Genomic DNA, 13,407 nt, shown 5'->3' with positions numbered 1-13,407 from the left:
TTGTGACCAGACGTTTTCTTTAGTTTTCAGTAATTTCAACATCAGGAAATGAAATAATAAACGTGGTGCCTTTACCAAGTTCACTCTCAACATTAATTTTTCCTTTATGCAAGCGGACCAATTGTTGAACGATTGGTAAGCCTAATCCTGATTCTCCATATTTCGTATTTTTACGGGATGGATCTACTTTGTAATAACGATCCCAGATATTCAGAATTTGCTCTTCCGTCATGCCGATTCCTGTATCAGAAATACGGACAATAGTTTCTAAATAGCCTTTTTCTAAAGCAATATGAATTTCGCCATTTTCAGTAAATTGGATAGCATTTTGAACAATATTGACAACCACTTGAACGAAACGATCATAATCGGCATACACATCAATTGGTTCGGTGGTGTCTAAATACAATTGATTACCGGCGGCTTCAGCTTTGGCCGTTAGTTGAGTCACAATATTTTCTAAAGCTTCTGTTCCGTTGAACTTCTTCACAACAATTTGAATCTGGTTGGTCCGAATTTTTTCATAATCAAGATTTTCATTGACTAAGCGAATCAAGCGAGCGGTCTCATTTTGCATCAGTTTAATCGCATTCTCTTTTTGATTTTCAGGAATAGCATTATACTGCAATCCCTCTAACAAGCCATTAATAGTTGTTAAAGGCGTCCGCATTTCATGAGAGGCATCCGCCATAAATTGACGACGGCGCTCTTCTTGCCGATTGATTTCTTCTTGTGATTCTTTTAAAGACGCAGCCATTTTATTAAAATCTTCTGCTAGGTCATCAAATTCATCTTTGTCATGAACCGGTAATTGAATATCAAAATTTCCACTAGTGATTTCTTTGGTGGCTTTACGCATCCGATTAATTCGTTTCACTTGGAAAGTCGCAAATAGATAACTTAGTAACAAGGCAATCACACCAGAAAAAATAAAGCCTTTAATCAAGTTTTGTGTCACGGACTGAACACTTCGGTCAACGTTTTTGGCAGGTTGTGTAATAACTATTGCACCAAGCAGATTATTAGTATTTTTATCACGCACAGGCAGCATCACATAAGCTGAAGTATTCTTTTCCCCATAGATATCAATATTTTCTGTTGCATAAACACGATTACCTTTCATGATTTGATCCCAATTTTTATCGATTAAGGAAAAGTCTAATTTTTTTGTGCTATCAACTGGTGGGTACTGCACTACGCGGTCCTTATTAATAAACACAAATTGCACATCTTGCTTTTGGAGTACACGCTCAGTCAACTGAAATGAATAGGATAAAACATCTCGATCTGAAACACCTGCAACATTAATAAAAAAGTCACGTGTTTCTAAAGCCGATTCTGCATAACCATACAGCTGTTCATAGTTATTTTCTTGCATTGTGCGCTTGGTCAATTGTGTGAAAGACGTCCCGACAATGAGAATAATCAGAGCGATCACACCTATAAAAGCAAGTAATTGTTGATACAAATACTTCATTAAGCAACACCTGAATCGTCGAATTTATACCCTACGCCCCAAACCGTTTGGATGACTTGAGGACCCACTTTTTCAATTTTTTGTCGTAATTTTTTGATATGGGCATCAACTGTCCGTTCATCGCCAAAGTATTGATAGTCCCAAACCAATTCTAGTAGTTGTTCGCGTGAAAAGACTTGGCGTGGTTTTTTTGCTAAAGTGTATAGCAAATCAAATTCTTTAGGTGTTAAGCCTTCAATTAATTGATTATCTAAATATGTTTCTCGTGTTTTCGTATTCATTTTAAAATGATCCGTAATCACATCAAATGTTTCATCTGTATTCTCAGACGGATCATGCGCAGCCTCTGCCACCTCGGCACGACGATGTAGAGCTTTCATCCGTGCAATCAAAGTTAATGGACTAAATGGTTTTGTCACATAATCATCCGCACCCATTTCAAGGCCAATTACTTGGTCACTTTCAGAATCACGAGCGGTCAACATAATAATGGGAACATTGGCTGAAACTTTGCGAATTTCACGACAAACAGCCATCCCATCCATACTAGGTAAGTTTAAGTCTAACGTAATCATGTCCCACTTTTCTGGCGAAGCAAGAAAAGTCGTCAATCCTTCTTTGCCATCATCTTTAAAGGTAGCTTCCCACCCTTCATTTAAGAAAAACATTTGCATCATTTCTGAGACGGATTCATTGTCTTCAATCATTAATATATTCATTTCATTCACTCCTTATTCACTTTTCATAAAACTGCTCTATTGTAGTATACTCTAAAATTGAATTTGTACCAACCGATTCTATATTTCTTCAAAAATCCTTTACAGAACCATCAAAAATCACTTTTTTTCCTGCTCTTTTAAAGAAAACGAAAGGAACCCATTGTCTTTTCAGAAAAGTTTGTTAAAATAACAAGCGTAGAGAGGATGTTAGGGTATGGATAAAATGAAAGCTATTACTTTTTTTGATTTAGATGGAACTTTGTTAGATGGAACATCGCAAATAACTCCTGAGATTACCGCAGCAGTGGCGACCTTGAAAGACAATCAAATTTTACCTTTAATTGCGACAGGACGGACCTTGTGTGAGATTCAGCCAATTATGAAAGCCAGTGGCATTGATTCTGCGATTGTAATGAACGGGCAATTTATTCATTATGAAGGAAAAACGATTTATTCAGATGAATTTACAACAGAGGAATGTGTTTCACTGCATGAACATGTCAAACAGCGTGGTCATGAATTGGCTTTTTACAATGAGCGCCGTATTTTTTGTACAGGGCATACTGGCACAGTGAAACAAGCCTATGATTATATTCATTCAGCTGTTCCAGAAATTGATCCCACAGGTTATGAGAATGATGCCGTCAACATGATGTTGGTCTTAAGTCAACATGGCGATGATGATGAATATTACTATGAGCGGTTTCCTGAATTGACCTTTTATCGCAATGGTCCTTTTTCAATAGATATTGTTCGTAAAGGGGTCTCTAAAGGCTCTGGTGTCAAAAATCTTTTTAACACCTTGGGATTAAACGGCATTCCCACTTATGCCTTTGGTGATGGCATCAATGATTTGGCGCTGTTTGAGGCCTGTGATTATGGAATTGCCATGGGTAATGCGCGAGAAGAACTAAAAGAAAAAGCCACCTTTATTTCAACTAAAAATACTGAAAATGGCATTGTTAATGGCTTGAAAAAATTTGATTTACTATAAGAGAAAACTACCTTCTTCTATTGATGTACTTTAGAAGAAGGTAGTTCTTTTGTATGTTCATTTTTCTTTTTCTGCTGAGCACAGAGAGCTACTCCCACTACTTGAATCAGCAAAATCGCTCCCAACAAACAACTTAATACGATGTTTCCTGATAGGATTGTTCTTCTGATTAAAATAATTAATACGACACTGCTAATTCCGTAGAGTAACCATTGGTTGTCCATTTTTATTGACCCCTTTGTTTTTCTATGTTTAGGATAGGATGTTTCCTACTAAAATGCAAGGAAAGATCCTAGATTCTTACAACTAACCCATAATTTTTACTAATTCCTTATTTGTTTTCATTTATTCTTAAGATTCGTTTCATTTTTGTAAAAAATCACACTTTTTTTCTATCTCTGTTTTAAATTGCGTACAGTTCTTAAAAAAAATGATACACTAAAAGTGAACTCGAAATGAAAGGAGCCATTCCTTTGGTTAATAGCGAAAAAAGAAAACAATTAATTATTGATACATGCATTTTAGCTGGAAAAATTATGCTGGAAAGCGGATCTGAAGTATATAGAACCGAAGATACAATTACTCGGATTGCAGCAAATGCTGGCGAGCCAGAGAGCGTTTGTTACACGACGGCTACAGGGATTTTCGTGGGCTTTCGTTCCAGTAATTATACGCAATTAGAAAACATCCCCCAGCGCTCGATTAATTTGGAAAAAGTTAGCCTTGTCAATCAATTATCAAGAGAATTTGCACAAAAAGAGATTACTCTACCAGAGCTTTATCAGCGCTTAACTCTATTAGAAACAGATACCCCCACTTTTTCAATTTCGTTACGCTTGTTAGCAGCCGGGATTGTTAGTTGTACGTTAATGTACATTTTTGGTGGCACTTGGCAAGATTTTATTGCAACTTTTTTTGTTGGCGTGATTGGGTATGCCAGTTATCTTTTTACCCAAAAGTTATTCCAAGTTCCTTACCTCGATTCATTCGCAGCCGCTTTTGTCATTGGTTTGTTGGCCTATTTGGCTGTGCATTTTCACTTAGCGGTCAACATCGATAATATTATTATTGGTGCGGTGATGCCGTTAGTTCCAGGTGTGGCGATTACGAACTCTTTTCGCGACATTTTAGCGGGCCACCTCATCAGCGGGACGGCGCGAGGGACAGAAGCTATTTTTATTGCTGGGTCTGTTGGCCTGGGAATTGCCTTGATTTTTAAATTATTTATGTAAAGAGTGTTCAAATGGAACTAATTTTTCATCTTCTCTTTAGTTTTTTAGCGACTGTGACGTTTGGTATTATTACGAACATTCCTCGTAAAGCACTGGTGGCTTGTGGCATTACTGGCATGACAGGCTGGATGATTTATTATGTCTTAACGCAAACTTTTGATGCTAGTCAAACCTTTGCAAACTTTTTAGGAACGGTCGGGTTAGGAATCGCTAGTATCTTTTTTTCCCGTTACAAAAAAATGCCGATGATTATTTTTTATATTCCAAGTTTGGTTCCTTTAGTGCCAGGAGGCCCTGCCTATCAAGCGGTTCGGAGCATTTTGTTAGGAAATATTGATGACGGTTTGCAGTTGATTTTAAAAGTTGTCTTTACTGCTGCAGCTATCGCAGCGGGCTTTATGGTGACCTCGCTACTGGAACGAATTGTCAAACGTTTTTTCCCCAAGCGACTCTTCCGATTGGTCAAAAAATAAAAAAAAAACAAGCTCAGAATGTAGCGACCCCAAAAAGTTAGACTTTTTATAGAGTGGATTTTTCCACTCTATTTTTTATGCAGTTTTTTGATTGAATTGTCGAAATTCTACTGGGCTTTTCCAGTTAAGTTTTTCTTTGATTCGGTGATGATTGTAATAATAAATGTAGTTCTCAATTACTTCTCTCAATTCATTTTGACTTTGATAGATTTTTCCATAGTACACTTCTTGTTTTAGGATACTGAAGAAATTCTCCATAGGAGAATTATCTAAACAGGTTCCTTTTCGAGACATACTTTGAAAGATATTGTTGTCCTTTAATGTTTGTATATAGACATTCATTTGATAAGCCCAGCCTTGATCAGAGTGAAAGGTGCGCCGATAGGGACAATCATTTGTTTGAGAAATTGCTTCTTTCAGACCTTCCATAACTGTTTTACCATTTGGTTGAGTAGAAAGGCTATAGCTTAGAATTTCACTATTATACATATCCATAAATGGATCTAAGTATAGTTTTTTCTGACGAAAGATGCCTGCGTTATCTGCTTCAAAGTACTTAAATTCAGTTGTATCAGTTGTAATTTTTTGATGAGGAACAGAGGTTTTAAATCGGCGACGAATCAAATTTTTAGCGATTTTACCAACGATTCCTTTATAGGAATTATATTTTCTGGATTTCTTAGTAAAAGCTTTGACTTGTAACTTTAACTTTTGTATTAATCGCTGGACTTTCTTTTTATTCACTTGAAATCCACGTCGTTTCAATTCTTGGGTTATCCTTCTATAGCCATAATGCTGATGTTTTTTACAAATCGCTTGAATTTCTTCTTCAATGATTTGTGTTGAAGCTGTTCTGTCGAGGCGTTTTTGCCAGTACATGTAAGTAGATTTTGGAAACCTTAGGGTTTCCAAAATATCTTTTAATCGAAAGTGTCTTCGGAGACTGTGAATGATTCGTGCGATTCGTTCATTTTTTGTTCGTCCTCTAAACGCAGTCTCCTCAATTCTTTTAAATAGGCATTCTCAATTTTTAACATTCTATTTTCTTTTTCTAGTTTCTCTACTTGAGATCGTTCACTTGGTAGTGGTTGGGGTTCATTTCGTTTCTTTTTAGACATGGTAGGTGGACGTCCTTTCTGTTTAGAGAGTCCCTCTATACCAAACTTCTGATACGTTCTAAGCCAATTCGCAATCAATGATGGATTGTTCATTTTTAGAAGATTAGCTACTTCTTGATAGGACAACTCTGTTGTTAAATATAACTCTATCGCATCTAGCTTAAATTGAACAGAGTAATTCTTATTTTTTCGACTGCGAAGTAGGCCTTCTTCACCAAGTTCTTTATAGGCATTTATCCATTTGCTTATTTGAGAACTATCTTTAAATCCATACTTCTTTGCGAGAAACCTTAGACCTCCTTGACCAGATAAGTAGTCATGAACAAGTTTAAGTTTAAATTCAAAACTGTATTTTGCCATACAAAAAAACCTCCAAAAGTTAGATTTCTAGGTCTAACTTTTGGGGGTCGGCTCAGAAAACGAGCTTGTTTTTTATTCTACTTCTTCAAAGAACAGCAACAAATCTTGTAGCGTTAATTGTGCTTTTTCAGCAGCGTTTAAATCTTGAACAATTTTACCTTTTTGTAAAACAATTAAACGATTGCCATATCGTAAAGCATCTTCCATTCGATGGGTAATCATCAAACAAGTTAAGTTCCCTTCTTCAATCCGTTGTTCCGTTAAGTGCATCAGCTGCTTGGATGTTTTGGGATCTAAGGCAGCAGTATGTTCATCTAAAAGTAATAATTCTGGTTTTGTGATAGTGGCCATTAATAAACTTAAGGCTTGGCGCTGACCGCCAGAAAGGTTACCTGTCGGTGTATCCAGATGATTTTCCAAGCCATTGCCAACTTCTTGACAGATTTTTGTAAACAAGGCGCGTTGCTCATTTATCTTCCGTAATGTTAAGGGACGTTTTTGTCCGCGTTTCATGGCAAGCAATAAATTTTCTGCCACAGTCATTCTTGGTGCTGTCCCCATTTTAGGATCTTGAAAAACACGCGCTAGAGATTTGGCCCGTTTGACTTCAGAAAGATTGGTGCGATTGACTCCTTCAATTAAAAATTGTCCTTCTGTTAGTGTCAAAGTTCCTGCTAAACTATTGAATAGCGTACTCTTGCCTGCGCCATTTCCACCTAAAACAGTAATGAAGTCCCCAGGATAAATGGCTAAGTTCACATGATCCAAAATCACTTTTTTTTCATTCATCCCATTATCAATGATTTTTGTCGCATTTTTTAATTCAACAACTGGTTTCATTTCGTTTCCCCCTTATCAGAAAAGCCGTGTAGTCGTAATGCTTTTTTCAATTGTGGGATCATTAAACAGATTGCTAAAATCACTGCTGAGAAGATTTTCAAATACGTCGTATCAAAGCCTAATTTAATCACTAATAAAATCAATAGTTGATAAATAATACTCCCTACAACAATCGCCATCAGCCGTTCACCAAACGTTAATTCTCCAAACAGTACTTCACCAATAATGAGTGAAGCCAAGCCAATCACAATGACACCGGTTCCTTTACTTACATCCGCATATCCATCATTTTGGGCAATCAAAGCGCCAGATAAGCCAATCAAGCCATTCGATAAAACCAATCCTAAAATTTTCATGCGATCCGTTTGAATGCCAATCGAGCGAGCCATTTCTTCATTGTCGCCTGTCGCAATATAGGCTTGTCCCAAACTAGTATTAAAGAAAAATAACAGTAAAATCATTACCACAGCCAAAACACTAATCCCTAAAAAAATAGTATCATAATAATCTGGTAAGGCCATTTTTTGAAAAACATCTTGAATCTTCGGTTGGTTTAATAAAGACTTATTTGGCGATTTCATCACAAATAAAATCACGGAATTTAAACCAGACATTACTAAAATTCCTGCTAAAATAATTGGAATTTTTCCTTTTGTAAATAGTAAACCAGTCACTAAACCGGCAAGCATTCCTGCTCCGACCCCTAAAAGAGTCGCTACAAATGGTGAAACCCCTGTAGTAATGGCAGTTACACAAACCGCCCCTCCTAACGGAAATGAACCTTCTGTGGTCATATCTGGAAAATTTAAAATACGATAAGTCATAAAAATACCTAGTCCTAACAAGGCCCATAACATTCCTTGTCCAATTGCTGAAACAATCATCGCTTCTCCTACTTTCTTTGATAATTAGTTAATCAATTTCGATTTTTTTGCTAACTCTGCGGGAATCGTAATCCCTAACTTTTGAGCTTGTTTTTCATTGATAATTGTGTCGCCTGTATTAAAGGTATAAATGGGTGTAGTTGCTGGTTGACTTTTTCCAGACAGAACCTCTGCTGCCATTTTGCCGGCTTGTACCCCCAATGCATGTTGATTAATCCCAACAGTTGCTAAACCGCCTTGTTCTACCATTGTATCCACTGAAGGAATAATCGGCGTCTTGGTTCGATTTGCTTCTCCGACTACCGTTTGCATGGCATTAGCAATCGTATTATCAGTTGGTATATAAATCACATCTGTTTCCTTAGTCATCACTTGAACCGTTTGTGCAATTTCATTACTTGATGGCACAGCATATGTTTTCACTGTCAATCCTTTGGCTTCAGCTGCTTTCTGCGCTTCAGCTACTTGGTATCGAGAGTTTTCTTCTGAGGAAGCATAGAGAATACCTATTTTTTTGGCAGCTGGTATCAATTCTTTTAGTAAATCCATCTGGGCTGACAAAGGTGATTGATCACTAACACCCGTGATGTTACCGCCTGGCTTTTGATTGTCTTTCACCAATCCTGCACTAACAGGGTCCGTAATGGCGCCTAAAATGATTGGGATTTCTTGGGTAGTGTTGGCTAACGCTTGCGCAGCTGGCGTGGCGATGCCAATTAAAACGTCTGCCTTTTTTTGTACTAATTGTTGACTCATGATTGCTAACTTACTCTGGTCGGCTTGACCATTTTGAAAAATAATTTCTAAGTTTTTGCCTTTGTCATAACCATTTTCCTTTAACCCTTCCTCAACACCTTTATAAATTTCATCCAATGCGGGGTGACTGACAAACTGCAAAACCCCTACAGTAACTATTTCTTTCTTTGAATTCGTCACTTTTTGATTCACAAAAAAAGCACCAATTAAATAAATAGCTAATAAAGACACGACAAACGTTAAACGTTTATTTTTCATTTTGCATTCTCCTAACTGCCCTTTTGTTTGGCAACTTTTTCTTTTTAATAATAAAACCATTATCTATAGGGCGTTTCTTCCGTTGAAAGTGAAACTGAGATTCGTAATCCTCTGCTTAGTCAAAATCCTAGGAACACTTTTTTACAAATGTCAGGATTTAACTGCGACGAGGATCGCAACTTTGGTGAGAATCGCAGGAGCACTTTTCTACGATTGTGACAACGTTCTCTTCGTTCACCTTGTGCTACTCATCATCTACTCTGTCACTTCGTGCCAATCGTAGTGATTCGTAGCAAAAAAACAACGACTTATCCTAAGTGTTTAGGAGTGGTCGTTGTTTTTATGCAAAACAAAAACCACATAGATGGGTCCTCTATGTGGTCGTTTTTTCTTCTTGAATATAACCAGCATAGATACACTTTTTAGAATAAGTCTTCTAAAGTTGTATCTATGAAAGAATCATACATACAACTATCTACGCCAGTTTTGCCATGATTGGTGCATTTCTTTTACGTTAGATAATTGTGTCATGTATTTTCCCTCCTAGTTATGTTGTTAAAGGTAGTCTACACTATATTGATTTTGTTCGTCAAGAAAAAGTTTTTATTTTCTTGCATTTCTTTTACTTCTAAAAAACGAGCCACTCTTATGAGAGGCTCGTTTTTCTTTATTTCAGCATATTTACCACTTAATTGTTTCGGTTTCTTTCAATTTTCACGGGAACTTTAACTGCTTGTTTTTGCGATTGAATCAGCCATAAACTTACTAAAATCGTCATTGAAATTACTAATGCCATCGAAAATCCCCTCTTTCTAATTCCTTAAAACTTTCTACAATCTAAGTTTAACATAGCTAGCTATTATTCACCAGTTTCTGGTACTGTATCAGTGCTTTCTGTCGTCGTTTCAGTAGATTGAGCAACGCCAGTCGTGCTGGTCGTCGTCTGTGTTTCAGCGGTCTTTGCTGCTTCTTTTTCAGCTTCTTGGGCTGCCTTTTGTTGGTCTTTCAAAACGCCAGCCATTGGTAATCGATTTAATTCTGGTATTAATTGTGTTTTTAAATCCATAGATTTTTCGACAACCGTCCGTGTCTTTTCTTTGCCGTTTTCAAAGAAAACAAGCGTAATCTCATCGCCGCTAACATTGTATTGCTCTTGTGCTTTGCCAGCATTATAAATTAACGGATAGATATACAGCGAACGATGAAATTCATTCATTTTATCTGAATTAAACAGCTTCACCATTTGATCGTATTGCTTGCCAGATGGTTTAGCAAACATGACTGACATGGCTCCTGTTTCTTGGATTTTCTTATCTGCTGTTTTGTAATCTAAGACACTGACTTTCTCTGATTTGATGGGTCCTGCGACTAACGATTCAACTTGAGCAGCTCGAATATTTTTCTGCATCGTTGGAATAAAAATGATTGAGCCAATTATTAATACTAATGCTACAATAGCGGTAATCATTAACAGTTTTCTTTGTCTTAATTCATAAAATGCCTCTTTTAGTTCTTCCATAAAATTATTCAACTTCTAATCGCTCCTCGCTTTTAGTTCTTATCTATTATACTAATCATTTTCTTTCTTGCCTACCCTTGCGCTTTAATTACTAAAAAAACCAACAAACTTCCCCAGCTTTCTAAGGAAAACCCAACTCCTTTTTAACAAGCTTCTTTCTTAAATTCAAAAACTCCGCTATAATAAAGCTATTAGTCGGAAAGAAACGAGGGATTTATTATGTCATTTGATGGCGTATTTACTCATAGCATGGTTCATGAGTTGACAGAAACACTCGTAAGTGGCCGGATTTCAAAAATCCATCAGCCTTATGAAAACGAAGTCGTTTTAGTCATTCGTGCGAAAGGTAAAAACCATAAATTATTATTATCAGCACATCCTAGTTATGCGCGCATACAACTATCTACAATTACCTATAGCAATCCAGAAACACCTCCTAATTTTGTGATGATGTTACGAAAATTTCTGGACGGTGCCATTTTAGAAACGATTCAACAAATAGAAAATGATCGCGTGATTCACTTCACCTTTTCAAAAAGAGATGAACTAGGTGACTTACAAAATATTGTTTTGATTGTTGAATTAATGGGACGTCACAGTACAATCGTTTTAGTTAACCAATCTTCTGGAAAAATCTTAGATGCGATAAAACACATTGGAATGAGCCAAAATAGTTATCGTTCGTTGCTTCCTGGAGCAACTTATATTGAACCGCCAAAACCAATGGGACTTAATCCGCTCACGGCTTCAAAAGAAGAAGTCTTTGCGCTTCTTTCTACAGCTCCTGAATTAAACGGACGCTATTTACAACAGCATTTCCAAGGTCTAGGCAAAGATACAGCAGACGAATTAAGTGCCCGTTTACTTGCACAACCAAATGAAAAAATGGCCATCTGGACGGAATTTTGGTCCTCAGTCACTGAAGCTGTTGTACCGACATTAACTATCACTGAAAAAAAAGAATATTTTACGCCCATTCCTTATCAATCATTAGTTGGTGAACAAACAACGTATGCGACACTCAGTGAATTACTAGATGCCTTTTATTCTGGTAAAGCAGAGAAAGACCGTGTCAAACAACAAGGCGGCGAACTAATTCGCAAAATTGAAAATGAACTAAAAAGAAATCAAAAGAAACTTAAAAAATTACAGCAAACCTTAGCCGATACAGAAAACGCTGAAAATTACCGTCGCGACGGAGAACTATTAACAACCTTCATGGCACAAGTACCAAAAGGAGCCACCGAGGTGGAATTACCAAATTATTATGAAGAAAATGCACCGTTGCGTATCTCGCTAAATCCTGCACTTTCACCTAATCAAAATGCACAAAAATATTTTCAAAAATATCAAAAATTGAAAAATGCTGTCCGAGTTGTTAAGACACAAATTCAGCAAACACAACAAGAAATTTCTTATTTAGAGTCAGTTGTGGCACAACTTGAAATTGCGACACCAATGGACATTGAAGTGATTCGTGAAGAACTGATTGAACAAGGCTATTTAAAACGTAAAAAAAATAAAAAACAAAAACAGCCGAAAAAAAGCCAACCCGATCTTTTTTATGCCACAGATGGCACACCTATTCTCGTTGGAAAAAACAATTTGCAAAATGATCAATTAACTTTACGAACCGCTAAAAAAACTGATTATTGGCTCCATGCCAAAGATATTCCTGGATCTCATGTAATTATTCGTGACGCACATCCTAGCGAAGAAACCCTTACTGAAGCCGCACTTCTAGCAGCTTATTTTTCAAAATATCGACTTTCTTCACAAGTGCCTGTTGACTATGTCCAAGTAAAACATGTGCATAAACCCAATGGAGCAAAACCAGGTTATGTGATTTATGAAAACCAACGAACGTTATATGTGACGCCAACAGAAGAATCGATCAAAAAAATCCAGCAAAATAAGGATTCTACTTCCTAATTATATTAAACTAAAAAACAACGTACTGCCGATTGATCGTACGTTGTTTTTTTGCATTGGCAAAAACATTTATCAAGTGATAAATAACACAAGTAAGCTCAATTAGTTTACAAACTAGCTATTTCTCTCTATACTGACTGTTGGAGGTGAAATTCATGGTCTTTTTACACATTATTTTTGGGATGTTTGCCTTTATTGGCGCTTTAGGTTTAGGTGTCGCCTTCCGCGATAGCTTTACAGAACTTTCAACACCAAAGAAAGCAGCGATTATTTTATCTTACGTAGGTGCGATTGGTTCAACAGTCCTAGGGTTCACATCAGCAACAAAAAATCCATTTGTTTTAGCTGCAACAGTTGTCTTAGTTGTCGCCTTTTCTATTGCTCTTTTCAAAAAAAGCAGTAAAGAAACAAGCAAATAACAAAACCTTTGAAGAGCGGCATAGCGACAAGCTACCCTCTTCCTTTTACATACTATTTAAAGGAGTGAGGCAAATGTCTCTGACTATTTCTGAAGAAGTAAAACAACGTTTAGCCCCTTTCTTAACTGAAACGAACACCTTCTTGTTGGTAGCAAATGACGGCTCTAATCCTTATTCTTCCGCAGAAGGTTGTTGTATGATTGGCGATCGTTTCATTATCGTTCCTGTTGATCAAGCAGAAGCGCCTTATACCGAAACAATTGCTAATGATTCTTTTCACGTCTATACTTCGACGTATGACCAAATGTTTTTAACAGGGCATTTACAGCTAGTGATTCATCCGAATGCGGGAACCATTACTTTAAAAAATGAAAGTGGCATATTAGATAGTAATGTGGACATTTATCAACACTAAAAAAGCAAACA

Annotated in this window: 13 protein-coding genes and 1 pseudogene; 6 read left to right on the top strand and 8 right to left on the bottom strand. The window is 36.8% G+C overall.

Annotation, left to right across the window (positions count from 1 at the left end):
• Window positions 1-19 precede the first annotated feature (19 nt).
• Both IGK70_RS05710 and IGK70_RS05705 read right to left on the bottom strand, forming a co-directional pair.
• Window positions 20-1,477 (bottom strand): sensor histidine kinase, encoded by a 1,458-nt coding sequence (locus tag IGK70_RS05710; protein ID WP_002407008.1) that lies wholly within the window; start codon window positions 1,475-1,477, stop codon window positions 20-22.
• Window positions 1,477-2,196: a response regulator transcription factor gene (locus tag IGK70_RS05705; RefSeq protein ID WP_104855966.1), complete on the bottom strand. Its 720-nt coding sequence runs from the start codon at window positions 2,194-2,196 to the stop codon at window positions 1,477-1,479. Before IGK70_RS05705 ends, IGK70_RS05710 begins: the two co-directional genes overlap by 1 nt.
• Before the next feature lie 214 nt (window positions 2,197-2,410).
• Between IGK70_RS05705 and IGK70_RS05700 the strand changes: the two genes are divergently transcribed.
• The gene (locus IGK70_RS05700; protein ID WP_025186293.1) at window positions 2,411-3,190 is read left to right on the top strand and encodes a Cof-type HAD-IIB family hydrolase; all 780 of its coding nucleotides are present in this window, start codon (window positions 2,411-2,413) and stop codon (window positions 3,188-3,190) included.
• Window positions 3,191-3,207: 17 nt separating this feature from the next.
• Here IGK70_RS05700 and IGK70_RS05695 read toward each other — a convergent pair whose 3' ends face one another.
• Window positions 3,208-3,414 carry a hypothetical protein gene (locus tag IGK70_RS05695; protein ID WP_002357875.1) on the bottom strand — a complete coding sequence of 69 codons (207 nt, stop codon included), beginning with the start codon at window positions 3,412-3,414 and terminating at the stop codon, window positions 3,208-3,210.
• 231 nt (window positions 3,415-3,645) lie between these two features.
• Here IGK70_RS05695 and IGK70_RS05690 point away from each other — a divergent pair, with 231 nt between their 5' ends.
• Together IGK70_RS05690 and IGK70_RS05685 are read left to right on the top strand one after the other, a co-directional pair.
• Window positions 3,646-4,422: a threonine/serine exporter family protein gene (locus IGK70_RS05690; RefSeq protein WP_002378231.1), complete on the top strand. Its 777-nt coding sequence runs from the start codon at window positions 3,646-3,648 to the stop codon at window positions 4,420-4,422.
• An 11-nt stretch (window positions 4,423-4,433) separates the two neighbouring features.
• Window positions 4,434-4,895, top strand: a complete 462-nt coding sequence (locus IGK70_RS05685) for a threonine/serine exporter family protein (protein WP_002357877.1) — start codon at window positions 4,434-4,436, stop codon at window positions 4,893-4,895.
• 75 nt (window positions 4,896-4,970) lie between these two features.
• Here IGK70_RS05685 and IGK70_RS05680 read toward each other — a convergent pair.
• The 5 genes and pseudogenes from IGK70_RS05680 to IGK70_RS05660 form a co-directional block, all read right to left on the bottom strand.
• A pseudogene (locus tag IGK70_RS05680) lies at window positions 4,971-6,373 on the bottom strand (IS3 family transposase).
• 72 nt (window positions 6,374-6,445) lie between these two features.
• Complete coding sequence (locus tag IGK70_RS05675; RefSeq protein ID WP_002357878.1) at window positions 6,446-7,213, bottom strand: ABC transporter ATP-binding protein; 768 nt, start codon at window positions 7,211-7,213, stop codon at window positions 6,446-6,448.
• Window positions 7,210-8,097 carry an ABC transporter permease gene (locus IGK70_RS05670; RefSeq protein WP_002357879.1) on the bottom strand — a complete coding sequence of 296 codons (888 nt, stop codon included), beginning with the start codon at window positions 8,095-8,097 and terminating at the stop codon, window positions 7,210-7,212. Before IGK70_RS05670 ends, IGK70_RS05675 begins: the two co-directional genes overlap by 4 nt.
• A gap of 24 nt (window positions 8,098-8,121) precedes the next feature.
• The gene (gene trpX, locus IGK70_RS05665; RefSeq protein ID WP_104855901.1) at window positions 8,122-9,111 is read right to left on the bottom strand and encodes a tryptophan ABC transporter substrate-binding protein; all 990 of its coding nucleotides are present in this window, start codon (window positions 9,109-9,111) and stop codon (window positions 8,122-8,124) included.
• A gap of 859 nt (window positions 9,112-9,970) precedes the next feature.
• A complete protein-coding gene (locus IGK70_RS05660) occupies window positions 9,971-10,630 on the bottom strand; it encodes a hypothetical protein (protein WP_025191118.1) in 660 nt (219 codons plus the stop codon).
• Window positions 10,631-10,849: 219 nt separating this feature from the next.
• On the opposite strand from IGK70_RS05660, the gene efbA reads away from it, so the two are divergent.
• The 3 genes from efbA to IGK70_RS05645 all read left to right on the top strand — a co-directional run bounded on the left by efbA (window position 10,850) and on the right by IGK70_RS05645 (window position 13,396).
• Window positions 10,850-12,562 carry a fibronectin-binding protein EfbA gene (gene efbA, locus IGK70_RS05655; protein ID WP_104855902.1) on the top strand — a complete coding sequence of 571 codons (1,713 nt, stop codon included), beginning with the start codon at window positions 10,850-10,852 and terminating at the stop codon, window positions 12,560-12,562.
• Window positions 12,563-12,717: 155 nt separating this feature from the next.
• On the top strand, window positions 12,718-12,981 hold the full coding sequence (locus IGK70_RS05650; protein ID WP_002381957.1) for a hypothetical protein: 264 nt from the start codon (window positions 12,718-12,720) through the stop codon (window positions 12,979-12,981).
• A 73-nt stretch (window positions 12,982-13,054) separates the two neighbouring features.
• A complete protein-coding gene (locus IGK70_RS05645; RefSeq protein ID WP_002391631.1) occupies window positions 13,055-13,396 on the top strand; it encodes an iron-sulfur cluster biosynthesis family protein in 342 nt (113 codons plus the stop codon).
• Window positions 13,397-13,407 lie beyond the last annotated feature (11 nt).

The organism is Enterococcus sp. DIV0358, assembly GCF_051713465.1.
GTDB lineage: Bacteria > Bacillota > Bacilli > Lactobacillales > Enterococcaceae > Enterococcus > Enterococcus faecalis.
This window is presented reverse-complemented; position numbering and strand designations above follow the sequence as displayed.

Coding starts and splice junctions, on each gene's coding strand:
- IGK70_RS05710 (WP_002407008.1), bottom strand. CDS start 1,477: ATGAAGTATTTGTATCAACAATTACTTGCTTTTATAGGTGTGATCGCT.
- IGK70_RS05705 (WP_104855966.1), bottom strand. CDS start 2,196: ATGAATATATTAATGATTGAAGACAATGAATCCGTCTCAGAAATGATG.
- IGK70_RS05700 (WP_025186293.1), top strand. CDS start 2,411: ATGGATAAAATGAAAGCTATTACTTTTTTTGATTTAGATGGAACTTTG.
- IGK70_RS05695 (WP_002357875.1), bottom strand. CDS start 3,414: ATGGACAACCAATGGTTACTCTACGGAATTAGCAGTGTCGTATTAATT.
- IGK70_RS05690 (WP_002378231.1), top strand. CDS start 3,646: ATGAAAGGAGCCATTCCTTTGGTTAATAGCGAAAAAAGAAAACAATTA.
- IGK70_RS05685 (WP_002357877.1), top strand. CDS start 4,434: ATGGAACTAATTTTTCATCTTCTCTTTAGTTTTTTAGCGACTGTGACG.
- IGK70_RS05675 (WP_002357878.1), bottom strand. CDS start 7,213: ATGAAACCAGTTGTTGAATTAAAAAATGCGACAAAAATCATTGATAAT.
- IGK70_RS05670 (WP_002357879.1), bottom strand. CDS start 8,097: ATGATTGTTTCAGCAATTGGACAAGGAATGTTATGGGCCTTGTTAGGA.
- trpX (WP_104855901.1), bottom strand. CDS start 9,111: ATGAAAAATAAACGTTTAACGTTTGTCGTGTCTTTATTAGCTATTTAT.
- IGK70_RS05660 (WP_025191118.1), bottom strand. CDS start 10,630: ATGGAAGAACTAAAAGAGGCATTTTATGAATTAAGACAAAGAAAACTG.
- efbA (WP_104855902.1), top strand. CDS start 10,850: ATGTCATTTGATGGCGTATTTACTCATAGCATGGTTCATGAGTTGACA.
- IGK70_RS05650 (WP_002381957.1), top strand. CDS start 12,718: ATGGTCTTTTTACACATTATTTTTGGGATGTTTGCCTTTATTGGCGCT.
- IGK70_RS05645 (WP_002391631.1), top strand. CDS start 13,055: ATGTCTCTGACTATTTCTGAAGAAGTAAAACAACGTTTAGCCCCTTTC.